27 protein-coding genes are annotated in these 22,246 nt (G+C 65.1%); 4 read left to right on the top strand and 23 right to left on the bottom strand.

The genetic code is table 11. The annotated features are described in order from the left end of the window. Positions 1–195 precede the first annotated feature (195 nt). Positions 196–408 carry a BldC family transcriptional regulator gene (locus tag ACODSO_RS05950; RefSeq protein WP_068380265.1) on the top strand — a complete coding sequence of 71 codons (213 nt, stop codon included), beginning with the start codon at positions 196–198 and terminating at the stop codon, positions 406–408. Between the two features lie 122 nt (positions 409–530). Continuing rightward, the gene (locus ACODSO_RS05945; protein WP_068380254.1) at positions 531–731 is read left to right on the top strand and encodes a hypothetical protein; all 201 of its coding nucleotides are present in this window, start codon (positions 531–533) and stop codon (positions 729–731) included. A gap of 76 nt (positions 732–807) precedes the next feature. On the opposite strand, the gene ACODSO_RS05940 is transcribed toward ACODSO_RS05945, so the two are convergent. The 12 genes from ACODSO_RS05940 to ACODSO_RS05885 all read right to left on the bottom strand — a co-directional run bounded on the left by ACODSO_RS05940 (position 808) and on the right by ACODSO_RS05885 (position 12,541). Then, positions 808–1,848, bottom strand: a complete 1,041-nt coding sequence (locus tag ACODSO_RS05940; protein ID WP_068380253.1) for a MinD/ParA family ATP-binding protein — start codon at positions 1,846–1,848, stop codon at positions 808–810. Positions 1,849–2,108: 260 nt separating this feature from the next. After that, positions 2,109–3,077 carry a c-type cytochrome biogenesis protein CcsB gene (gene ccsB, locus ACODSO_RS05935; protein WP_068380252.1) on the bottom strand — a complete coding sequence of 323 codons (969 nt, stop codon included), beginning with the start codon at positions 3,075–3,077 and terminating at the stop codon, positions 2,109–2,111. Positions 3,078–3,080: 3 nt separating this feature from the next. Then, on the bottom strand, positions 3,081–4,706 hold the full coding sequence (resB, locus tag ACODSO_RS05930; RefSeq protein WP_489035741.1) for a cytochrome c biogenesis protein ResB: 1,626 nt from the start codon (positions 4,704–4,706) through the stop codon (positions 3,081–3,083). An 8-nt stretch (positions 4,707–4,714) separates the two neighbouring features. Continuing rightward, positions 4,715–5,536 carry a cytochrome c biogenesis CcdA family protein gene (locus ACODSO_RS05925; RefSeq protein WP_068380249.1) on the bottom strand — a complete coding sequence of 274 codons (822 nt, stop codon included), beginning with the start codon at positions 5,534–5,536 and terminating at the stop codon, positions 4,715–4,717. Next, positions 5,533–6,135 carry a TlpA disulfide reductase family protein gene (locus ACODSO_RS05920; RefSeq protein WP_489035739.1) on the bottom strand — a complete coding sequence of 201 codons (603 nt, stop codon included), beginning with the start codon at positions 6,133–6,135 and terminating at the stop codon, positions 5,533–5,535. The genes ACODSO_RS05925 and ACODSO_RS05920 overlap by 4 nt, the downstream gene beginning before the upstream one ends. 7 nt (positions 6,136–6,142) lie before the next feature. Next, entirely contained in the window at positions 6,143–6,805 is a 663-nt protein-coding gene (locus ACODSO_RS05915) for a histidine phosphatase family protein (protein ID WP_442971416.1), read from the bottom strand. A 2-nt stretch (positions 6,806–6,807) separates the two neighbouring features. Next, on the bottom strand, positions 6,808–8,130 hold the full coding sequence (gene hemL / locus ACODSO_RS05910) for a glutamate-1-semialdehyde 2,1-aminomutase (protein WP_068380243.1): 1,323 nt from the start codon (positions 8,128–8,130) through the stop codon (positions 6,808–6,810). A gap of 51 nt (positions 8,131–8,181) precedes the next feature. Next, the gene (locus ACODSO_RS05905) at positions 8,182–8,649 is read right to left on the bottom strand and encodes a DUF1707 SHOCT-like domain-containing protein (protein ID WP_068380240.1); all 468 of its coding nucleotides are present in this window, start codon (positions 8,647–8,649) and stop codon (positions 8,182–8,184) included. Between the two features lie 161 nt (positions 8,650–8,810). Beyond that, positions 8,811–9,383, bottom strand: a complete 573-nt coding sequence (locus ACODSO_RS05900) for a hypothetical protein (RefSeq protein ID WP_489035738.1) — start codon at positions 9,381–9,383, stop codon at positions 8,811–8,813. Positions 9,384–9,415: 32 nt separating this feature from the next. Next, positions 9,416–10,120: a dethiobiotin synthase gene (bioD, locus tag ACODSO_RS05895; protein ID WP_068380189.1), complete on the bottom strand. Its 705-nt coding sequence runs from the start codon at positions 10,118–10,120 to the stop codon at positions 9,416–9,418. After that, a complete protein-coding gene (locus tag ACODSO_RS05890) occupies positions 10,117–11,250 on the bottom strand; it encodes an 8-amino-7-oxononanoate synthase (RefSeq protein ID WP_068380186.1) in 1,134 nt (377 codons plus the stop codon). Before ACODSO_RS05890 ends, bioD begins: the two co-directional genes overlap by 4 nt. Positions 11,251–11,275: 25 nt before the next feature. Further along, complete coding sequence (locus ACODSO_RS05885) at positions 11,276–12,541, bottom strand: adenosylmethionine--8-amino-7-oxononanoate transaminase (protein ID WP_068380183.1); 1,266 nt, start codon at positions 12,539–12,541, stop codon at positions 11,276–11,278. Positions 12,542–12,605: 64 nt separating this feature from the next. Between ACODSO_RS05885 and ACODSO_RS05880 the strand changes: the two genes are divergently transcribed. Continuing rightward, complete coding sequence (locus ACODSO_RS05880) at positions 12,606–12,812, top strand: inositol 2-dehydrogenase (protein ID WP_068380180.1); 207 nt, start codon at positions 12,606–12,608, stop codon at positions 12,810–12,812. 43 nt (positions 12,813–12,855) lie between these two features. Then, a complete protein-coding gene (locus ACODSO_RS05875; RefSeq protein WP_068380177.1) occupies positions 12,856–14,820 on the top strand; it encodes an acyl-CoA dehydrogenase family protein in 1,965 nt (654 codons plus the stop codon). A gap of 10 nt (positions 14,821–14,830) precedes the next feature. On the opposite strand, the gene ACODSO_RS05870 is transcribed toward ACODSO_RS05875, so the two are convergent. The 11 genes from ACODSO_RS05870 to hemC all read right to left on the bottom strand — a co-directional run bounded on the left by ACODSO_RS05870 (position 14,831) and on the right by hemC (position 22,225). After that, positions 14,831–15,952 (bottom strand): PQQ-dependent sugar dehydrogenase, encoded by a 1,122-nt coding sequence (locus tag ACODSO_RS05870; RefSeq protein ID WP_489035760.1) that lies wholly within the window; start codon positions 15,950–15,952, stop codon positions 14,831–14,833. 47 nt (positions 15,953–15,999) lie between these two features. Next, entirely contained in the window at positions 16,000–16,203 is a 204-nt protein-coding gene (locus ACODSO_RS05865; RefSeq protein WP_068380168.1) for a heavy-metal-associated domain-containing protein, read from the bottom strand. Between the two features lie 34 nt (positions 16,204–16,237). Then, the gene (locus ACODSO_RS05860; RefSeq protein ID WP_068380163.1) at positions 16,238–16,519 is read right to left on the bottom strand and encodes a metal-sensitive transcriptional regulator; all 282 of its coding nucleotides are present in this window, start codon (positions 16,517–16,519) and stop codon (positions 16,238–16,240) included. Between the two features lie 16 nt (positions 16,520–16,535). Beyond that, on the bottom strand, positions 16,536–16,775 hold the full coding sequence (locus ACODSO_RS05855) for a hypothetical protein (RefSeq protein ID WP_068380159.1): 240 nt from the start codon (positions 16,773–16,775) through the stop codon (positions 16,536–16,538). Further along, on the bottom strand, positions 16,772–17,245 hold the full coding sequence (locus ACODSO_RS05850) for a hypothetical protein (RefSeq protein ID WP_068380175.1): 474 nt from the start codon (positions 17,243–17,245) through the stop codon (positions 16,772–16,774). Before ACODSO_RS05850 ends, ACODSO_RS05855 begins: the two co-directional genes overlap by 4 nt. Before the next feature lie 150 nt (positions 17,246–17,395). After that, on the bottom strand, positions 17,396–17,581 hold the full coding sequence (locus tag ACODSO_RS05845; protein ID WP_068380156.1) for a hypothetical protein: 186 nt from the start codon (positions 17,579–17,581) through the stop codon (positions 17,396–17,398). 75 nt (positions 17,582–17,656) lie between these two features. Further along, on the bottom strand, positions 17,657–17,815 hold the full coding sequence (locus ACODSO_RS05840) for a hypothetical protein (RefSeq protein ID WP_197480976.1): 159 nt from the start codon (positions 17,813–17,815) through the stop codon (positions 17,657–17,659). A gap of 91 nt (positions 17,816–17,906) precedes the next feature. Continuing rightward, positions 17,907–18,500, bottom strand: coding sequence for a hypothetical protein (locus ACODSO_RS05835; RefSeq protein ID WP_068380170.1), 594 nt, complete (start codon positions 18,498–18,500; stop codon positions 17,907–17,909). Then, positions 18,497–19,471 carry a porphobilinogen synthase gene (hemB, locus tag ACODSO_RS05830; RefSeq protein ID WP_068380144.1) on the bottom strand — a complete coding sequence of 325 codons (975 nt, stop codon included), beginning with the start codon at positions 19,469–19,471 and terminating at the stop codon, positions 18,497–18,499. Before hemB ends, ACODSO_RS05835 begins: the two co-directional genes overlap by 4 nt. A 15-nt stretch (positions 19,472–19,486) precedes the next feature. Continuing rightward, positions 19,487–21,049 (bottom strand): bifunctional uroporphyrinogen-III C-methyltransferase/uroporphyrinogen-III synthase, encoded by a 1,563-nt coding sequence (locus ACODSO_RS05825; protein ID WP_068380143.1) that lies wholly within the window; start codon positions 21,047–21,049, stop codon positions 19,487–19,489. A gap of 159 nt (positions 21,050–21,208) precedes the next feature. Further along, a complete protein-coding gene (gene hemC, locus ACODSO_RS05820) occupies positions 21,209–22,225 on the bottom strand; it encodes a hydroxymethylbilane synthase (protein ID WP_489035759.1) in 1,017 nt (338 codons plus the stop codon). Positions 22,226–22,246: the final 21 nt, after the last annotated feature.

The following is a 22,246-nucleotide window of genomic DNA, read 5'->3' as shown; positions in this document are numbered from 1 at the left end:
CATTACCTCCCCTTTACCAACCTTAGATCAGTCGAGTACCTAGGGGTTCGAGTGCCACCATGGTGGTCGAACACGAATTTGCTCCATCCACGGTCCGGCGTAGTGGCACCAGATTTCTCGACCTGACCAGGTCGAGGATGTACAGGGAAAGGGCCGCCGCCCGCCGGACACAGCATGCAGGAGGACACGACCAAGATGAGCGCACCAACACTGCACAAGGCTCAGGATTCACTGCTCACACCCGGGCAGGTAGCGGCGCTCTTTCATGTCGATCCGAAGACGGTGACCCGATGGGCGCACGCCGGCCGTCTCGGCTCGCTTCGCACACCAGGTGGCCATCGCCGGTTCCGTGAAGCCGAGGTCATGCAGCTTCTCTCGTCGTTGACGACCGAGGCCGCACACCGCTAGCAAGAAACTCTCGACCTGCAGGAAAACCACCGAACCACGTGCCGAATTCTCAGGAACTTGCAAACCGCATTGGGGTGCACACCGCACCCTGACGCGGCTACCCTGGGAAGAGGAGGTGCGTCGTGATCTATCTTTTGGCGTTGATCGGTTTGGTGGTAGTGATCGTGCTGTTCTGGAAGGCTTTCGGTCCGACTGTGCAGGCACCGGCCGGACCAATCAAGGGCCCGGACGACGATCCAGAATTTCTGTGGCGGATGAATCGAGACGCCCGTCGCTCGGGTACCGAGGGACACGAAACCGGCAAGCAGGATTCAGCCGAGTAAAGGTGTCGAGAAAGAGAGAACAGCCCGTCTCACGAGGCGGGCTGTTCTCGTCCGACAATGCATCGGCGATCGGGCTTCAGCTGTCCGGGCCCGCGCGCATGACGTCCTCGGGTCGGTTGCTGGGGAATCCCGACGCGACGGCCGCCGCGAGTTCCAAGAGCGCAACACGGGTCCGCCGTTTCAGTTTGTTCAGATCGACCTCCGCACCCTCTTCGAGGTGCGGATCGAACGGGATCAACACGACCTGACGGCATCGCTGCTCGAAATGCTCGACCACCTTGGCGAGATCAACTTTCCCCGCTCGCGGCCTCACGGCATTGACGACGGCCACCGACGATCGAACCAAGTCGCTGTGTCCGTGCGCATCGAGCCAGTCCAACGTCGCCGACGCGCTGCGGGCACCGTCGACCGCACTGGAGCTGACGACGACCAACGCATCGGAGCCTTCGAGGATGCTGCTCATCGCCGAGTGCATCAACCCGGTTCCACAATCCGTCAGCACGATGCTGTAGAACTTCTCCAGCAACTCGACAGCCTTGTCGTAGTCCTGGCCGCTGAACGCCTCGGAGACCGCAGGATCTGTGTCCGACGCCAACACCTCGAGCCTGAAGGCATTTTGCGACGTATATGCGCGGACGTCGCTGTAGCGCTTCAGACCGTCGATGTCGCGCAGCATGTTTCGCACAGTCGCCGGCGTCTCCAGCGGCACCTTCTGGCTCAGCGTGCCGCGATCCGGATTTGCATCGACTGCTATCACGCGGTCCCCTCGGATCCGCGCGAACGTCGAGCCGAGCGTTGCCGTCGTCGTCGTCTTTCCGACACCGCCCTTGAGGCTGAGCACCGACACGCGGTAGCAGCCGACTAGATGCCGATCCACTTGCCGAGTCAGTCGCACCAACTGTTCGTCGCGCGTACTGTTCCCCAGATTTACCCGACGGCCGGTCATCGTGTGAATCCACCGACGCCATCCGAACGCCGGGGGCGGCGCTACATGCTTGACGAGCAGAGCGTTGGTGAGATCGAGAGCGGACGCGGACGCAACAGGCGGCAACGTGCCCTGCAGCCCGGGTTCAGGTTCCTGGGGCCGCGAGGTGGGCACGGCTGCTTCGGGAGGCATCGGAACGGGGGTCGAGCGAAACGCTGCTGGGGGTGGCTCCGGTGTGGGGGCAACAGGAGACCCCGCCGTGACAGGCCCCACTGGGCTCGCAGGGTCATCTCCAGCGCTTCTCGTGACGACAGCCGGCTTCCGGTCCTTTTCGGCGTCCTCCCCAGGCTCGGCCGGAGTCACCGACTGCCACGAACTCATCTGCCATTCGGCCACGACCGATTCCCCCATCTCCCGGCCTCCCCAGCCGGTCGACGCGGACGTTACCAGCGCTAGTTGAGTCCCGCGTAGGAGTGCAAGCCGGAAACGACCATGTTGATGATGAACAGGTTGAACAGCATCGCCGTGAAGCCGCCGATGTTGATCCAGGCCGCACGGGTGTTACGCCACCCCGACGTGGCACGCGCATGCAGGTAGGCCGCGTAGATGATCCACGTGATGAACGACATCGTCTCCTTGGGATCCCATCCCCAGAAGCGACCCCACGCGGCCTCGGCCCAGATTGCACCGAGGATAACCCCTGCACCGAACAACGGAAACGCGATGATCGTCGTCTTGTACGCGAGACGGTCCAGCGCTTGGGCGTCGGGAAGCTTGGATGCGAACCGTCCCCAGAAGCCTCGGCTCTCCTCGCCTACAGGCTGCTTGATCCGCAGCAGGAACAGCAGGCTGGCGACGCCGGAAACCAGCAGGATGCCACTGCCGACGCTGACGATGGTGACGTGGATCGGTAGCCAGTACGAGCGGAGCGCAGGCACGACGGGCGCGGCATCGGCGTAGAGCTTGGTTGCCGCGAGGAACATCAGCACGATGATCGGCGCCAGAACGAACACCAGCATCGGGCGCATCGAGCGCTTGCGAAGCAGCACAATCGAAGTCAGCGTTGCGGCCGCCGTTGCCATGGTCACGAACTCGTACATGTTGCCGAGCGGGAACCGGTGCGTCGCGAAACCGCGGAGTACGACCGATGCCACGTGCAGCACGAGAGCGAGGATCAGCAGCGCGAAACCCATCCCCGACAACCGCTCCGACAGCGGTCGCTTGGGGGTCTCCACCACACGTCCCGGGACGTTCTTGTCCGAGACGGGCGCACCGCTCCCGACAAGCTCCTTGGCCTGTACCGCCGTCGCCTTCGCCGATGCGTACTGCGCAATGAGCAGTACGAATGCGAGTACGTAGATGGTGAACGCGGATTCGAACGACCAGTCGCTGTACTGCGAGAGAGTCTCGTTGATCGGCATCGGTCAGTTCTCCTGATCTTTCGTGTCCACTGTCTTCACATCGCCGATCAGTCGTTCGCAGAGTCTGTCGAATTCTTCGCCCCAGCCCGCCTGATCGGTCCGAGCGAGACCACCGAGTTCTACTACAGTACGTCGTGTGTCCGAATCGGTGCGCAGTCGGACCCACACTCGGCGACGCTTGATCACCAGGGACACCAGCAGTCCACCCATCATCGTCAGCGCGAACACCAGCACCCACGTCTGAGCCGGGTCGTGCGAGACCTGCAGGTTGACGAACTCCTCGGCACCGTCGAATCGGACGTTGGTGCCGTCGGACAGCGTCGAACTCTCCCCCGGCATCAGGTTGACACGGTCCTGTTTGACGAGTCTGCCCTGGTTGATCATCTCCTGGTTCAAGGAGAACAACGACTGTGGGTATCCGGTGTCGAGGCCGGTGTCACCGCGATAGATATCGATCGCGACGGCTGGATCGGTCATCGCCGGGTAGCTCGACGACAGCAGGTTGCCGTGGAAGGACGCCGTCGGCGCGAACAGCCCTTCGATCGCGATCTGGTTCTGTCTACGTTCCGTCGCCTCCGGGTAGAGACCACCGGGTGGGTCGATCCGCAGCACGCCGCTGGACAGAAAGGTGGTGGCGTCGGTCGGCTGCCACTGGACGGTCTCGGTGCGGGTCTCACCGTTCGGGAACGTGACCGTGAAGGTCGGCGCGTAGCCATGCCCCTGCAGGTAGACCCTGTCCCCTGCCACTCGTAGTGGGTGGTTGACCTGAAGGACGTCCTCTCGCCAGACGTTGTTCGCCAGATCGTCCTCGGCCTGATATTCGATGTTCGAGGTGAACATCTCGGCCTGGCCGTTCTCGAGGTAGTCGGCCTTGAAGTCCTTGACTCGAATACACAGCGGTTCCAAGCCGGTGCCGTCGACCAGCTGACCGGCACGGAAGCTGTCGTAGATCGCCGGAGTCGTACTGCAGATACCGGGTCCGTCGTTCGCGATGACGATGACGTTGCCCTCGTAGCCGAGGAGTTTGCCCAGCGCGATCGCGGCGAGCAGCCCGACGAGCGAAAGATGGAAGACGAGGTTGCCGAACTCGCGGAAGTATCCCTTCTCGGCCGAGAGCGTCACTTCCTCACCCGAACCGCGAACTGCCACCCTCCAGCCGCGCAGCTGTGACTTCACCTTGGCCGCGGTCTCCTCGGCGGTGTCGTCGACGGTGTACTCACGGTGGTGCGGGAGCCTCGCGAGGTTGCGAGGCGTCGGAACAGGCTTGGTGCGCAGCGCTTTCCCGTGCTCGATACACCTCGGCACGATGCAGCCGATGAGTGAGACGAACAGGAGAGCGTAGATCGCGGTGAACCAGAAACTGGAGAAGACGTCGAACAGCTCGAGCTTGTCCATCAGCGGTCCGAGGGTCGGCCGGGCCGCGATGTATTCGTCGACCTTGCCGGAGTTGAGACTTCGCTGCGGTACCAACGCCCCGGGAATCGCAGCGAACGCCAGGAGGAACAGCAGCACCAGCGCGGTTCGCATACTCGTGAGCGACCGCCACGTATTCCGCACCAGGGCGACGCCGCGCCCGAGGCCGGACTGTCGCGGTGGGACAGCGGAAGGTCGGGTATCGAGATCCGTCATATCGCCACTCATATCGGGAGCACCACATCGGATACGAAGGCATCGCGGATCCAGCTCACGAACACGTCCCAGGCACCCGTGACGAGTGCAATTCCTACTGCTATCAACATGATTCCGCCGAACACCTGTATCTGTCGTGCATGGGTGCGGAGCCAGCCGACTCCGCGTAGGGCACTCACCGAACCGAACGCGAGGATCACGAACGGAAGCCCGAGGCCGAGGCAGTACGCGATGATCAGCGCGACACCGCGCGCTGCCGTCGCGCCCTCGGTGCCCGCCGCGAGCGAGATGACGCTGGCGAGTGTCGGGCCGAGGCACGGGGTCCATCCGAGCGCGAACACGCCGCCGAGCAGCGGCGCACCGAGCAGACTGCTCACCCGTCGAGGCTCGAACCGAACGTCGCGCTGCAGCGCCGGAACGAGTCCGATGAACACCAATCCCATTGCGATGGTGATGACTCCGCCGATGCGCATCAGCAGTTCACGGTTGACCGACAGGGCCGAAATCGCACCGAACACGGTCGCGGTGGCCAGCACGAACACGACGGTGAAGCCCAGAACGAACAGTCCGGCTGCACCCGCGACCCGCAGCCTGGCGGATGCCCTGACCTTCGTCGTCGCCGCTTCGGACGCCGTCACTGCTGGAGCGTCGGCGCCGACGACGCCGGCCAGGTACGACAGATAGCCGGGCACGAGCGGGACGACGCACGGCGACGCGAACGAGACGAGCCCGGCGAGGATGCAGACGCCGAACGCAAGAATCAGCGGACCCGTCGCAGCCGTCGTCTGGAACGTCTCGCCTATACCTGCCGCATACAACTGGTGGCTCACTGCTGATCGGGCTCCTCGCCCGCTATCCGTTCGACGACGGGTTGCAGGTCCTCGGTGAGGAGTTCACGCAGGAACACCGCTGCGACGCGGTGTTGCTTGTCGAGAACGATGGTCGTCGGGACGACCGACGTGGGGATGCCGCCGAGCGCGGTGAGCGTGCGCATGGGCGGGTCGTAGATCGACGGGTACGTCACCTTGTTGTCGATCACGAAGTCCTGCGCCTTGTCCTGGGCAGCGTCGCGCACGTTGATGCCGAGGAACTGGACGCCGAGATCCTGAGTGTTGACGAAGACCTCCTCCAGATCGTCGGCTTCGCCGCGACACGGTCCGCACCACTGGCCCCAGACGTTCAGCACGACCACCTGGCCCTGGTAGTCGGACAGCGACGTGGTCTTGCCCTCTTCCATCAAGTCCGGTCCGGACAGCTCGCCGAGGGTGCCGCGCTCGGACGGCGGGTCGTAGAAGATCTCGGTCTGGCCACCCGGTGAGACGAAATCGAACGTTCCGCCGGTTGCCACTGCATCGGTACCCGTCGCGCATCCGGAGACGAGCGTCAGCGCCGACAGAGCAGCTGCTGCGGACAGAAGAAACGTGCGCATCGGTATATCAGGCCCCGGAGACTCGGGGGTCGCTGGCGCCGGCGGGTTCGGAGTAGACGATGTCGACGAGGGTGTCGCCCTCGTAGACCAGCGAGGTCAACGATGCCAGGCCGCACTGGCGATGCCGCGGATCATGCCAGAGGCGCTCGCCTTGAAGGAACCGACGCAGCGTCCACACGGGTAGCTGATGGCTGACGCAGACGGCCTCGTGCCCGACCGCTGCGACGCGCGCAGCATTCACTGCAGCCAGCATGCGGTGCGCGATCTGCAGGTAGGGCTCGCCCCACGACGGGGTGAACGGGTCGCGCAACTTCCACCAGTGACGCGGACGCCGGAGCGCGCCATCGCCGACGGCTACCCGCAGACCCTCGAACTCGTTGCCCGCCTCGATGAGGTTCTCGTCCTCGGCGATCTGCAGGCCGTGCGCTTTCGCGATCGGACCTGCCGTTTCCTGGGCACGCTGAAGTGGAGACGAGACGACGTGCGTGATGTCGTGTCCAGCAAGAGCATTCGCGACGGCGGTGGCCTGCGCTTGCCCGGTCACCGAGAGGCGGAAGCCCGGCAGGCGTCCGTACAGAATGCCCTTCGGGTTGTGCACCTCACCGTGCCGCAGCACATGGACGATCGTCCGCGTCGCCTGATGCGGGTGGAGATCACTGGAGTCGGGGATGCTCACTTGGTTCCTGCTTCTGCTCGGGCCGCTGCACGAGCGGCGTCGGGAAGTGCGTCGGCGATGATCTCGAAAGCACGGTCGTCGAGAGCCGCGGACACGAACCACGCCTCGAACGCGCTGGGCGGCGGATACACGCCACGCGAGAGCAGGCCGTGGAAGAACGCCGGGTATCTCCACGTCTCGGCCGCCTTTGCGCCCGCGTAGTCGATGACGGGTCCGTCGGAGAAGAACACGCTCACCATAGTGCCTGCGAACTGCACGTGATGACGAACTCCAGCCTCGGTCAACGCGTCACCGAGCAGTCCGCCGAGACGCTCGGAGTTCTTCTGCAGCTTCTCGTAGACGGACGCGTCCGCAAGCTGCAGACTGGCGAGCCCCGCTGCGACGGCGACGGGGTTACCCGACAACGTTCCCGCCTGGTAGACGGGTCCGGCCGGTGCCAGGTAGGCCATGATGTCGGCGCGTCCGCCGAACGCGGCTGCGGGCAACCCGCCGGACATGACCTTGCCGAACGTGTAGAGGTCGCCGGCAACGCCGTCGATGCCGTACCACCCTGCGGCGCTGACACGGAAGCCTGTCATCACCTCGTCCATGATGAGCAGCGCACCGTTGTCGGTGGCCAGGCGTCGAAGTCCCTCGTTGAAGCCCGGGACGGGCGGGATCGCGCCCATGTTCCCGGCGGCGGCCTCGGTGATGATGCAGGCGATCTCGCCCGGGTGCGCCGCGAATGCCGCGGTGACCGCGTCGAGGTCGTTGTAGGGAACGACGATGGTGTCCGACGCCTGTGCGCCCGTGACACCCGGCGACGTGGGCAGTCCGAGGGTGGCGAGTCCGGATCCCGCGTCGGCGAGCAGTGCGTCGACGTGGCCGTGATAGCAGCCGGAGAACTTGACGATCTTGGTACGACCGGTGAAACCGCGCGCGAGGCGTACGGCGCTCATCGTTGCCTCTGTGCCCGAATTCACAAGGCGAACCTGCTCGACCGGGCCTACTCGACCGACGATTTCCTCGGCGAGCGCGATCTCACGCTCGGTCGGAGCGCCGAACGACAGGCCTGTTGCCGCCGCCTTCTGCACCGCGTCCACGACGACCGGATGCGCGTGTCCGTGGATCATCGGACCCCACGAGGAGATCAGGTCGACGTAGCTGTGGCCGTCGGCGTCGATCATCGTGTAGCCGCTGGCCTCGGTGATGAAGCGCGGCGTACCTCCGACCGAGTGGAAGGCACGCACCGGCGAGTTCACCCCGCCTGGAATGACCGCGCTCGCGCGCTCGAAAAGCTGGGCCGAAATCGGGGCGTCGTCGCCGGTGGATACAGTCACGAACCCCAGTGTCCCAGGTTTGCCGATCTCGCCAACTACAGGGCGTAATAATCAGCTCTTCTTGCGCTTTTTGTCCTTCTTCGCCTTGTCGTCCTCGTCCTCCGGCATGACGATCATCGCGACCAGAACCAGCGCCCAGACGCCGAGCGGCCACATCGGCCAGTATCCGGTCAGTTCACCGTCGGAAATGGACTGAAAGCCCCAGATTCCGGTCATGATGATGGCGCCACCGAACCACCAACGCCACTCGTCGAAGTACTCACGCCACTCCGCGGCGTCCTTGGACTTCGCGAGGACCTTCGATTCGGAATCTTCGGGGGCTACGAATACGGGTGACGCAGGCAGGTCGTCGGTTACCCGGGCCAACTCACCCCTAGTTGCCGACAGCCACACTGCGTCGAGCCGCTCCTCGTACTCGGCTAGCGTCAGTCTGCCGTCGGCCATCGCTGTTCCGAGCAGCTGCGCAGTCGCCTCGCGCTCGGCGGTTCCGACGCGCAGCTTCTCCATATCGGAACTCATCTCGCACTCCTGACGTACCGATCGGTATCCGAATTGTCAGGTTATCCCCTATCGCCGACATCTTCAGCTCTTTACATTCGTACCAACCTGCGAACAGAAAAAACCGCCGACAACCGGCCCTGGTCAAAGGGCCCGATGCCGACGGGAGTCTCGCAATCGCGCTACGGGAGGCGACGCTCGGTAACCTCCCCCGGCTTCACCGGGTTGGTGTGCGCCTGATCGGCCTGAGCGTGACGCGCGTCGTGGGCAGTGGGCGCGTCGTGTGCAGTGCGTGTGTCGGGCGCAGTGCGGGCGTCGTGTGCAGTGCGCGTGTCGGGCGCAGTGCGGGCGTCGTTCGGCGTCGCGAACTTCTCCGCGGATGCCTCGCCTGCTCCGCCTGGTTGCGCGTTGCGCTTGACGTCGGGATCGATCTTGTTGGCGCGCGCGTACTCGGCGTCGAGCTCATCGCGGGAGGAGGCGGCATCGCCCATGCGCGTTTCGGCCTGCAAGTTCAGCCTGCGGGCCTCGGCGGCTTTGGCTTCGGCATCGGCTTGCGCGCGTCGAGCTTTGGCGGCGCTCTCGTCGGCGAGGGCTTGACGCTCTTCGACTTCGTTCGTTCGCTCTGCGGCCTTCTCGCGAATTCTGTCGGCCTCTACTCGTTTGGCCGCTTGCTGCTTCCGCGAAACCGCGAGCGCAATGGCCACGACGAGCAAAACGACGACGACGGCTATGACGATCCATACTGCTGTATCCATTACACACCCCAATTATCGGACGAGATAATCGGTTACCCGTCCGAGGGCCGAGCAAACCCCATTGCGCCTGCCAGGGTCGTAGCGTCGAACCACTTCGGAGCCGCTGCCCGGAACCCCTGCCGGCTCATCGTCCCGACCGAGGCCGGGATGCATCCGAGTACCGGTCGGCCCGTGACTGCGGGGAGTTCGACGAGGTTGGTCCGCTCGGCCAGGCCGGGCACTGCCGGCCACGCCCCGACGATCAGCCCGGCACAGAACACCCCGGCACGATCGAGGGCACCGACCGTCAGCGCCGTGTGGTTCAGCGTCCCCAGTTCGGCGCTGCACACCACGACGACCGGGGCACCGAGCTCTGCCGCGACGTCGAGGAGGGTGAATCCGTTCGCGCCGAGGCGCACGAGCAGCCCGCCTGCTCCTTCCACGAGAACGACGTCGGTATCGAACGATCGGATATCGGTGAGTACGGATCCCAATTCGAGGAGCGGCGCCGACGCCAGGCGCGCCGCGACGTCCGGGGCCAGTGGGTCCCGGTAGCGGGCCGACTCCACCGTGCGTTCCACGCCCGACAAGCGTCGAACCTCGGCAAGATCTCCGGGTTCGCCAGGCTCGACTCCGGTCTGCGCCGGCTTGACGACGGCGACGGATGCACCTAGATACATCGCGGTCACCGCGAGCGCTGCTGTCGCGATCGTCTTCCCGACGTCGGTCGACGTTCCGGTCACGATAAGAACCGTCATACCCGAGCACCCTCCAGGACCGAACCGAGAACGGTACGGATCGCGTCCAGCTCGTTCTCGGTCAGGTTCGCCCGCGCCGTCAGCCGCAGCCGCGACGTGCCTTCCGGAACCGACGGCGGCCGAAAGCACCCGACGTGCACGCCTCGTGAATATGCTTCGCGCGCTGCATCGTAGGCACGCTCGGGGTCTCCCAGAATCACCGAGACTACGGCAGATTCGGGTGCGTCCGCGTCTACGATCTCGGCCAACTGCGCGGCGCGCGCACGCACCGCGGCGGCGCGTTCGGGTTCACGAACGAGCACCGCAAGTGCGGCACGGGCAGCGCCGACCGCAGCCGGAGCGAGGCCGGTGTCGAAGATGAAGGGTCGTGCGACGTCGATCAGATGAGCACGCACTGCGGCTGGGCCGAGGACAACTCCCCCTTGCGATGCCAGCGACTTCGACAGTGTCGCGGTGACGATCACGTCGGGCAGTCCCTGCAGGCCCAGTTCGTGAACGAGCCCGCGGCCCCCGTCGCCCCGGACACCGATCCCGTGCGCTTCGTCGACGAGGAGAACAGCCGAGTGGCGGCGACACAGCGCATGCAGTTCGCGGAGCGGCGCGAGATCTCCGTCGGCACTGAACACCGAATCGGTGACGACGAGCGCGCGGTCTTCGGTTCGCGTGCGCAACGCCAGCTCCACCGCGGCCAAATTTCGCCGGTCGTACACCTCGATTCGTGCCCGGGACAGTCGACACGCGTCGACGAGAGATGCATGCGACGCGGAATCGGACAGGATCAGCGTTCCCCGACCCGACAGTGCGGCCACCACACCGAGATTCGCGGTGTAGCCCGAGGAGAACACCAGAGCCGACTCGGCGCCGACGAAGGTGGCCAACTCGGATTCCAGCTGCTCGTGCAGGGCAGTGGTACCGCTCACCAGCCGTGAACCCGTTGCGCCTGCGCCCCAGTCGTGGACCGCGGCGCACGCGGCGTCCACGACCTCGGGGTGCCGACACAGCCCGAGGTAGTCGTTGGAGGCGAGATCGATGACCGAAGGTTGTGCACGCGTGCGTGGGCGCAGATCACGGTGCACACCGCGCTCGAGTCGCAGATTCGCCGCGTCGGTCAACCAGTCGAGTGTCGCCACCCGAGCGACCTTACTTGAACAGTGTTCAAGTTCGCGCGACAGCCCCCATCCCCGCACAGATCCGCGCGATCTCGTCCGCACTGCAGATGTACGGCGGCATCGCATAGACGAGACGGCCGAACGGTCGCAGCCACACACCTTCCGCCACGGCTGCGTCCGTCGCTCGTTGCATGTCCACGGGCTCGGTCATCTCCACGACGCCGATGCCGCCGAGGACACGCACGTCGGCGACGCCGTCGAGTTTCTCGACTCCGGCCAAGCCGTCGCGCAAGCCCTGTTCGATGCCCGCCACCTCGGCTCGCCAATCGCGCTCGAGAAGAAGTTCGACGGCTGCGACGGCGACCGCGCACGCCAGCGGATTGCCCATGAACGTCGGCCCGTGCATCAGACCGCCCGCCTCGCCCGCACTGATCGTCTCGGCGACGTGCGAGGTACACAGCGCGGCGGCAAGCGTCATGTAACCGCCGGTCAACGCCTTGCCGACGCACATGACATCGGGTGCAACACCCGCGTGGTCCGCCGCGAACAGCTCGCCGGTGCGTCCGAAACCAGTGGCGATCTCGTCGAACACCAGAAGAACGTCGTGCTCGTCGGCCATTCGGCGCAGCTCGGTCAGGTACCTCGAATCGTGAAACCGCATTCCACCCGCGCCCTGCACGATCGGTTCGACCACGATGGCTGCGACCTCGTCCTGATGCCGGGCGAGAATTTCCTCGAAGAGGTGCACGTAGTCGGGCTCGTAGTCACGCGGTGGCGCGGGCGCGAAGATCTGCCGATTCAGCACATCCGACCACAGCGAGTGCATTCCGCCGTCGGGATCGCAGATGCTCATCGGCGCGAACGTGTCGCCGTGGTATCCGCCGCGCCACGTCAACAGCCTGCGCTTGCCGGGCCGTCCGCGAGCACGCCAGTACTGGATACACATCTTCACGGCAACTTCTACCGACACCGAACCGGAGTCCGCGAAGAACACCTTGTCCAGACCTTCAGGGGTGATCCGAACCAACAATTCGGCGAGCCGGGCCGCCGGTTCGTGGGTCAATCCGCCGAACATGACGTGGCTCATCTTGCCCAGCTGATCGTGCGCGGCGGCATCGAGCACCGGATGCCGGTAGCCGTGCACTGCTGCCCACCACGAGCTCATCCCGTCGATGAGTTCACGGCCGTCGGCGAGTGTCAGGCGGACACCGTCGGCGCCGGCAACCACGAGCGGCCGAGTCGTCGACGGGAACCCGCCGTAGGGATGCCACACGTGCCGGGCGTCGATTGAGGAGATCTCTGTCGTGTCGATGCGGACACAATAACCGCCCTCATCCTTGTAACACGCATGTTACGTCTGCATTACACTAGCCTGCATGGAGGCACAACATGAACCAGCGCGGTACTCCTGGCCGGATGGCTTCCGGGAGCACCTGATCGCAGAATTCGACGGGTACAGCCCGCTCGTCACCCGCGCCCTGGAAGACAACGGCGCGTCGATATTCCGTGATGGGCCGTACGGCCGAAGCAAGTTCTGGGCCCGCGTGCGGCACATCGGCCGAGAGTATCTCTGGCCTTCGTGACCCGTCTCTCCTCGCCGAAAACCGGAAAAGGTTACCGTCGAGTATGACTACGACTTCGGAACACATTCGGAACACGTTGGACGGTCGCTGGCGCGATGTGAAGAACGAGGCGCGCGCTCAACTTGTTCGTGACGAATTCCGTCCGCACTACACCCCGAACACCGTCATCGCGCGCACCAAAGCGCTCGAGCAGCTCAAGCTGCTCGCGCAGCACGGAGCTGCGGACGACGGCTTCAAGAAGGAACACGGCGGCACCGGCGACGTCGGCGCCGCAGTCACGATGATCGAAATGCTCGCCATGTCGGACCTGTCGCTGATGGTCAAAGCCGGCGTCCAGTGGGGCTTGTTCGGCGGCGCGATCGAAAACCTCGGTACCGAGCGTCATCACGAACAGTACGTGCGACGCCTCATCGACCTGGATCTGCTCGGCTGCTTCGCGATGACGGAGACGGGCCACGGCAGCGACGTGCAGTCCCTCGAGACCACCGCGACGTACGACGCCGAGTCCGGTGAGTTCGTCATCCATTCACCGACGCCGTCCTCGCGCAAGGACTACATCGGCGGAGCAGCCGAAACAGCCACCGTGGCTGCGGTATTCGCACAGCTCATCACCGCAGGCCCGGGCCAGGAGCCGGAAGGCCACGGCGTCCACTGCTTCTTCGTCCCGCTGCGCGACGAGAACGGTGACGATCTCCCCGGCGTCACCACCTCGGACTGCCAGTACAAGGGCGGATTGCCCGGCGTCGACAACGGTCGGATCATGTTCGACCACGTCCGGGTCCCACGCGAGAACCTACTGAACAAGTACGCCGATGTCGCGGCCGACGGCACCTACTCCTCCCCCATCGAAAATTCGAGCCGTCGGTTCTTCACGATGCTCGGCACACTCATCCGTGGGCGCGTGACCGTCGGCGGCAGCGCAGCGGCGGCAGCGAGAGTCGCGCTCGACATCGCGACTCGATATGCGTTGCAGCGCAGGCAGTTCTCGGCACCCAAGTCCGAGGAGGAGGTGCTGATCATGGACTACCTGGTGCATCAGCGTCGCCTGTTCCCGCTCATCGCCAAGTCGTATGCGCTGCAGTTCGCGCAGAACGAGCTCGTCGCCAAGCTCCACGAACTGCAGACGGCCGACAACCCGGACGCCGAGGAGCAGCGCGAACTCGAGTCCCGCGCGGCAGGCCTCAAGGCCGCGAACACCTGGCACGCCACCCGGGCGATCCAGGAGGCACGCGAAGCATGCGGCGGCGCAGGCTATCTCGCCGAGAACAGGCTCATCTCGCTCAAGGCCGACACCGACGTGTTCACCACTTTCGAGGGTGACAACCACGTGCTGACGCAGCTCGTCGCCAAGGAACTCCTCACCGCGTACGCCGACGACGTCAAGAGCATGAGCCCTGTCGAGTGGGTGCGGTTCGCCGCCGAGTTCGCCGGTGACCGCGTCGTCAAACGGACTGCGGCCCAGACGATCATGCAGACCATCCTCGACAGCCGGCAGGACAACGAGGAGGAAGGCTCGCTGTTCAACCGCGGCACCCAGGTCAAGATGTTCGAGGACCGCGAGGACTACCTGCTCTCGACTGTCGCGCGCAGACTGCAGAGCAAGTCAAAGGAGATGAGTGCGTTCGACGCGTTCAACTCGGTCCAGGATCACGTTCTTCATGCCGCAAGCGCACACATCGACCGCATCGTTCTCGAGGCGTTCGTCGCCGGAATCTCGGCGTGCGAAGACGAGACGGCCAAGGACCTGCTCGAGCAAGTCTGCGACGTCTACGCGCTGTCGGTCATCGAGGAGGACAAGGCGTGGTTCATCGAACACCGCTACCTGTCCACCGAGCGGTCCAAGGCAGTGACCCGCGGAATCAACGAGCGCTGCAAGACTCTTCGCCCACACGCGCTCGAACTGGTCGAGGGCTTCGGCGTCCCCGAGCAGCTACTCGGCGCGGCGATGCTCGGCCACCCGCAGACCGGTAGCGACGAGGAAGAAGCAGCTCACCCCAGCAAGGCCTGACACCGAGCACTCACGCGGTCGGAGTCACCCTGAGTACCCGATCGTCCGATCCGTTGTCGGTGGTCAACAGGAACGACCCGTCGTCCAACGAGGTCAGCGAACGCAGCCGGCCGTACGCGTTCTCCAGCGCGACGGCCTGCTGCGTGACCTCGGTACCGTCCTCGTTCAACTTCAAGAAAACGAGCTTCTCGCCCTGCTGACTGGACACGACGGCGGCACCGGACCATTCACCCCAGGCAGGCCCGTCGACGAAGGTCAGCCCAGGCGTCGCGATGGTGGGCGTTCCTGAACTCCAGACGGCTGCCCGCGCTCCCGGCACCCGATCCGGATCGGTCATCGGCACCGATTCGTCGTACGTCCCCGGCCGCCGGTCCGGCTTGTAGCCGTAATTGCCGCCGCCCACCAGCAGATTGAGTTCGTCGTCCCGTGTGGTGCCCTGCTCGACCGCGTACAAACGCGAGGTTCCCGGCGCGAACGCCAACGCCTGCACGTTCCGGTGTCCGAGCGTGAACACCCGCCCTGGCGCATCCGCGGCCGCCGATCCGTCGGCGTCGACGTGCAATACCTTGCCGCCGAGCGAGTTCGGATCCTGCGGAACCGAAGGACTCGCAGTGTCCCCGGTACCGATGAACAGTGAATCGTCGGGCGCGGCCAGGATGCGGCATCCACCGTGCCGTCCGCCGTCGGCTACGGGAATGTCGTCGACGATCGTCCGCACCCGCGTGAGCGTCGTCCAGTCCTCGTCGACGGTCCACCGGAACACAGCGATGCGATTGTCGGCTCCTGCTACGCCCTGGCACGTGTAGAGCGCGCGTGACGACGAGAAGTCCTGTGCCAGTTCGATGCCCATGAGCCCGGTCTCACCTTGGGCGTAGAGGTCGTCGAGATCGGCGTCGAGCTCACCCACCGTCCCATCCGCGCGCTGGACCACGAAACGTCCGCTGCGCTCGCCGGTGAGGATCGTCCCATCGGGTGCGGACACCACATCCCACGGCTTGGTGAGCCCGTCCATTTCGACCGTGACGTCGAGGGCAGGAAGCGAGCCGCCGGACGATACCGGACTCGGCGGTGCGGGGCTGGGCTCGGCCCCTTCCGACTCAGGTCCAGTCGAGCAGGAAACCGTGAGGCACATGATCGACACCAGGACAGTGGTACCGGTCAGCAAACGCCGTACCCCCGTCATGACGCGAGTCGGTAGCCTGCCTCGTCGATGGCACAGGCCACCGCGGCGTCGTCGATGTTCGTGTCGCTGGTGACGATCACTCGGCCCGATTCCACGTCGACCTCGACGCCGACGACACCGCCGATTTCCGATAGCTCCTCCGATACCGAAGCAGCGCAATGCTGGCAGGTCATTCCCTCGACGACAAAACTGCGTTTCATGCTCTGAACCTTCTTTCGGTGGTCGGTCGAGACGTCAGGATCGGACGAGTCGCGCTATGGCGTCGGACGCCTCTTTCACCTTGGCATCCGCCTCGGGCCCGCCCTTCTTGGCGGCCTCGACGACGCAGCCCGCGAGGTGGGCGTCGAGCAGTTTGAGCGAAACGGACTGCAGCGCTTTCGTTGCTGCGGATACCTGGGTGAGGACGTCGATGCAGTAGCGGTCCTCGGCGACCATGCGCGAAATTCCCGCAACTTGGCCTTCGACGCGCCGCAATCTCTTCAACAGATCGTCCTGCTCGGGCGAATAGCTACTCATACTCGAAATGATACCCCTACCGGGTATGGGAACGCCGCCGAACGGACCGTCGAACCGCATCGACCGACAACAAGAGGGCAACGAGTACACAGAACGTGGCCGCAGTGATCCACGATCCAGAGTATCTGGTGGACACGAACTCCGGATGCCCGCCGGCGACTGCCGCGAAGGTGCTGTCAGTGACTCCGAGGTTCCAGCACACGACGGCGACTGCCAGCAGAGCAATCGCGCCGATCACCTCCCCGATCCCCCTCACGCCCTGCTCACCAGAACCTCTTCCAGGGCCTCTCGCAGGCCGTCGTCGTCTTTCGCCCACGCTTGGACCAGCCCTCCGCCGACCAGACGTAGACCGATCCCGTGACGCCGTCGCGGGACACCACTCAGCTCGCCGAGCACCCGGGCCGTCTCCCACTTCTTCGGCTCGTAGTCTCCGTTCGAGTAGTCGGCAGGGGGCAGCACCACGTCGATGTCGTCGAGGTCGACAGTCTCCGTCCCCTGCCGGAGGTACGAGGACGTGAGCTCGACGCTGACATGGCGTCGCGCGGCCGAAATCTGAACGTAGGCGAATCCGACGAGCAGCAGAGCGAACAACGCCAGCGCGAACCAGTGCACCACCGGTCCGGTCATCAACTCCACCACCAGTGCGATCGAGCAGAACGCCGGACCCCACAGAAGCGCCCGCCAGCGCGCGCCCGGTTCGGTGAACAACACCGGGCTATCGGACACGGGAGTGCCATCTCCGAGCCGAGGGTCGGTGGACGAGCGCACAGGCCATGCAAGCGAGTCTCACCACCCGAGGTCGACGGCTCGTCGGGTTGTCGGAATTCACGACACCATACTGCCCTGACGCGGCCTGATGCCCAGCTTCCGGGTCGATCAGCCGGTCACCATGGCAGGCAGAAGAATCACGAGTGCCGCGAGTACGCCCAACGCCACAACGAGTCCGATCAACAGCAGCTCACGTGCCACTCCGTGTTCGCACGGAACGGTCTTGCTGGGCCGGTCGTGCCGACTCGGCAGGGTCGCCGGTGTCGGGGGTATGGATTTCGCTCGAACCTGCATGCGACTCCTTGGAAGTCCCGTTTGTGACTTCCATCACGCTACCTGCCGGTACGGGCAGAATTCAAACGACGCAGGTCACGCCGCGCTGAATCCCAGCGTCATGATCAACACCGCGATGGACACTGCGACAAGGAGACCGAACAAGGCCCAAAGTGGTCGGCCACGCTCGGCATCCTCGGCGGATGGCATGGCGGCAGGGTGCGTATCGGCAGGTCGAATTCTGGGCTGCGTCATGGGTCTGCGATCCGTCCACTCGAAGGTCCCCCATCAACGGTGATACTAATCACATGTTACTGGAGTGACGTGAGTGACACGCCGAGGGACATCAGGCCTTACGTGAAGCCAGAAAGTAGGCATTGGATTCCTTGCGGTGAAGCAGGTAGATCGCCCCTGCGGCCAGCACACCTTGCAAGATCGAGACCACACTCATGACGATCTGCAGGGCACCACCGTCGACGCCGAAGCCGAACAACTGTGGGAGCGCCAGCACCACGGTGACGGTTCCGATCGCCGTCAACACCGCGCGGGCCCACAACCGCCCCATCCGCATCTTCTGTACCCAGTAGGTGAACAGAGCAGCGAAACCGATCCCGAACAACGCCATCACTACGAGGGCGACAGTCAGATAGGTCTCGGCGGAGTCGAGCGTCAGGGGCAGCGAGGGATCCTGCGCCTTGACGTCGTCGACGAGTTGTTGCGCGAAAACCGACCGCTCACCGTTCACCATGATCAAGGTCATCAACAGGCTGAGCAATCCGAGCCCGGTCACTCCCCACCACAGGTGCCGAGCTGTCTCGACGTCGACCGGAGCCGGTCGTTCGACCCGCTGCAGCGGCGGCGGGCCGTGCTCGGCTTCCCAACGTTCCCAGTCCGGGTGTGGCGGTTGCTGTTCGTTCTCGGGATGCCAGTTGTTGCTCACAGCCACCCTGCCGCTTCTGTTGCCCAATAGGTGAGTACGACGTCGGCACCCGCGCGCCTGATACTCGTCAACGATTCGAGCACCGCCGCATCACGATCGATCCACCCGTTCTGCGCGGCGGCCGTGATCATCGCATACTCGCCCGAAATCTGGTATGCCGCAACGGGAACCGGAGATATATTCGCAACGTCCCGAAGGATGTCGAGATACGACATCGCGGGCTTGACCATCACCATGTCTGCACCTTCGGCGAGGTCGAGTTCCACCTCGTGCGCAGCTTCGCGGCGATTCGCCGCATCCTGCTGGTAGGTGCGCCGGTCCCCCTGCAGCGACGAACCGACCGCTTCCCGGAACGGTCCGTAGAAGGCGGACGCGTACTTCGCCGAGTACGCCAGCTGACCGACCTCGGTGTGTCCGGCTGCATCGAGCCCGCCGCGTATCGCCGCCACCTGGCCGTCCATCATTCCGCTCGGCCCGAGCAGGTGGGCACCGGCATCTGCCTGTGCCACAGCCATATCGACGTAGCGCGTCAGGGTTGCATCGTTGTCGACCACACCTTCGGGCGTCAACACACCGCAGTGGCCGTGATCGGTGAACTCGTCGAGGCACGTATCGGCCATGATGACCGTCGCATCACCGAGGTCCGCCTTCAATGCTCGCAGCCCTCGGTTGAGGATTCCGTCGGGATCGCTTGCGCCCGTGCCGGTTGCGTCCTTGTCCTCCGGCCGCGGCACACCGAACAACATCAGACCACCGACGCCTGCAGCGACCGCCTCTTCGGCGGCCTTGCTCAGCGAATCCAGCGTGTGCTGGAAAACGCCTGGCATCGACGAGATCTCGCGCTGCTCGGTAATGCCGTCCGCGACGAACATCGGCAACACCAGATGCCGTGCCTGCAACGATGTTTCGGCAACGAGACGCCGAAGCGCCGGGGTGCGCCTGAGCCTGCGTGGACGATCTACCGGAAACAAGGGTGCCTCACTTCGTTAGCGCCGACGAGACTTCTTACGCGGAGGCGGCAGGGCGCCTTCGGCGCGCAGACGAGCGGCATGCTCGGCCAGCGCCTCGATCAGAGGACCGACCTGCGCGGTCTCGGGCTGGACGTCGACCCGCAGTCCGAACTCGACGGCAGTCTCGGCCGTCTTGGGTCCGATGCAGGCAACCAGCGTGCGCGCGTGCGGCTTACCAGCGATACCGACGAGATTGCGAACGGTCGAACTCGACGTGAAGCACACCGCGTCGAATCCGCCGGTCTTGATCATCTCGCGTGTCTCGGCGGGGGGCGGTGCGGCCCGCACGGTGCGGTAGGCGGTGACGTCGTCGATTTCCCAACCACGCTCACGCAGACCCTCGGCGAGCGTCTCGGTCGCGATGTCCGCACGCGGCAACAGAACCCGATTGACCGGATCGAAGACCTCGTCGTACGGTGGGAAGTCTTCCAGCAGACCGAGCGAGGACTGATCCCCCGACGGCAGCAGTTCGGGGTTGATTCCGAACGACCGGACCTTCTCCGCGGTAGCTTCACCGACGCACGCGATCTTCACGCCGGAGAACGCACGGGCATCGAGTCCGAACTCCTCGAACTTCTCCCACACCGCGCGAACGGCGTTGGTGGAGGTGAAGACGACCCACTGGTAGCGACCGTCGACCAGCCCCTTGACCGAGCGTTCCATCTGAGCCGGGCTGCGGGGAGGCTCGACGGCAATAGTCGGGACCTCGATGGGGATGGCGCCGTGCGTGACGAGCCGATCGCTCATCTCACCTGCCTGATCCTTGGTACGCGGCACGAGGACGGTCCAGCCGTACAGTGCGCGAGATTCCCACCAGGACATCTTGTTTCGTCCCGAGACGACCTTGCCGACGGTGACGACGAGAGAGCCGACGAGCTCGCTGCCTGCGTCGTTGAGCGTCGCCAGGGTCGCTTCGACGGTGCGCTGCTGACGAGTGGTACCGCGGACGGTGATCGCGGCGGGCGTCTGCGGGGCGAGTCCGTGTTCGACGAGTGCGCTTGCGGTCTCGGCGAGGTGTCCCGACGTCGCATGCAGGACCAGTGGGCCGGGAGCTGCGGCGAGCGCAGCCCAGTCGACCTCTCCTCGGACGTCGGCCTCGGTGTGACCCGACCCCAACGCCATGCCGGCGTAGCTCGGCACTGCCGATCCGGACGGCAGTCCGGGCAGAACCTCGAACTGCACGTGGGTGCGGGCGACGGCACTGACCTCGGCGATGACGGAATCGGTGGTCAGCGGATCTCCCGACACGAGCCGGACCACGTCGTGTCCGTTCTTCGCTTCGGCCAGCAGAGTCTTCGCGACCTCTGCGGGTTCACCGAGGGCCGGTCGGACGTCGACGCCGTTGGCGCCGGTCTCCGGGTCACGGGGCAAGTCGTTTCCGACGAGGGCGACGACGCCCTTGTCGACGTCCGGGTCCGTGAAGGCGAGCTCGGCGGCGCCGAGTACCTCACGTGCTCGGACAGTGAGCAGAGCCGGGTCACCCGGCCCGGATCCCACGAACAGGATCCGCCCGTTGGCGTTCTTGCGGACTGGGCTCATCGGTTGTTCTCCAGTGCTTTCTTGTGTGGGTAATGCAGTTCTATCGGGGTGGCCGGGCCCCGTTTGGGGATCAACCGCGCAGTTGCGATGGATCCGCCTCTGACCGGTGGCCGCGGGGCCCTGCGTTTGGCGCGTCCGCGTGTCGGTGCGGTGATCGACCTAGACATGGGTGGCTCCCGGGGTGTGCGCTGACTGTGTCGATACAGCGGATGGTGTGGCTGCAGGTTCGGTGACGGCCACCAGCTCGCGAGCACCGAGATCGAGCAACTCGCGGGCGAGGTCGCGGCCGAGTTCCTCCGCATTGTCGATCGACCCGACGATGGAGGCCCGGATGCTGTCGCTGCCGTCGATGGCGGCGACGCACCCGCGCAACGAGATCTCGTCGAAGATCCGGCCGTCCTCGTCGATGGACTCGACCACTTCCGCGATCGCGCCGACGGGAGCGGTACACCCTGCTTCCAACTCCGCGAGCAGTCCGCGCTCGGCCGCGACGGCCGCCCGCGAGTTCGCGTCGTCGAGGCTGCGCACGATATCGATGAGATCGGTATCGGCGCTGCGGCATTCGACTGCCAGCGCGCCCTGAGCAGGCGCCGGCAACATCTGAACCGGATCGAGGGACTCGGTGACGACGTCGAGACGCCCGATACGGGCCAGGCCGGCGCGCGCGACGACCACTGCGTCCAGTTCCCCGGATGCGACCTTGCCGATTCGGGTGTCGAGGTTGCCGCGCAACGGCCTCACGTCGAGCCCCTGACCGAGTGCTCGAAGCTGGGCTGAGCGACGCGGCGCCGACGTACCGACTCTCGCGCCCGCAGGCAGCTCACCGAGAACGAGTCCGTCGCGAGCGACGAGCGCATCACGCGGGTCCTCACGCTCGGGAATCGCGGCGATGACGAACCTCTCGTCGGGGGCCGTCGGCAAGTCCTTGTAGGAGTGCACGGCGATGTCGACCTTGCCGTCGGTCAGAGCCTCGCGTAGCGCGGCGGTGAACACGCCGACTCCAATTGTCTGCACCGGTGCCGCTGACAGATCGCCCGCCGTCTTGACTATGACGAGCTCGGCGTCGAGCCCTGCCGCGATGAGTCCCTGACGGACGGTCTCGGCCTGCGTCGTAGCGAGCAGTGATCCTCGTGTTCCGATCCGAACGACCGCCGTTCCATCCGGGTCATTCCGCAGGCTCCACTCCTGCCCATCCGG

The sequence above is a fragment of the Rhodococcus sp. FG69 genome (genome assembly GCF_057808915.1).
Note: the sequence above shows the minus strand (reverse complement) of the source record. Positions and strands in the feature narration are given on the sequence as shown.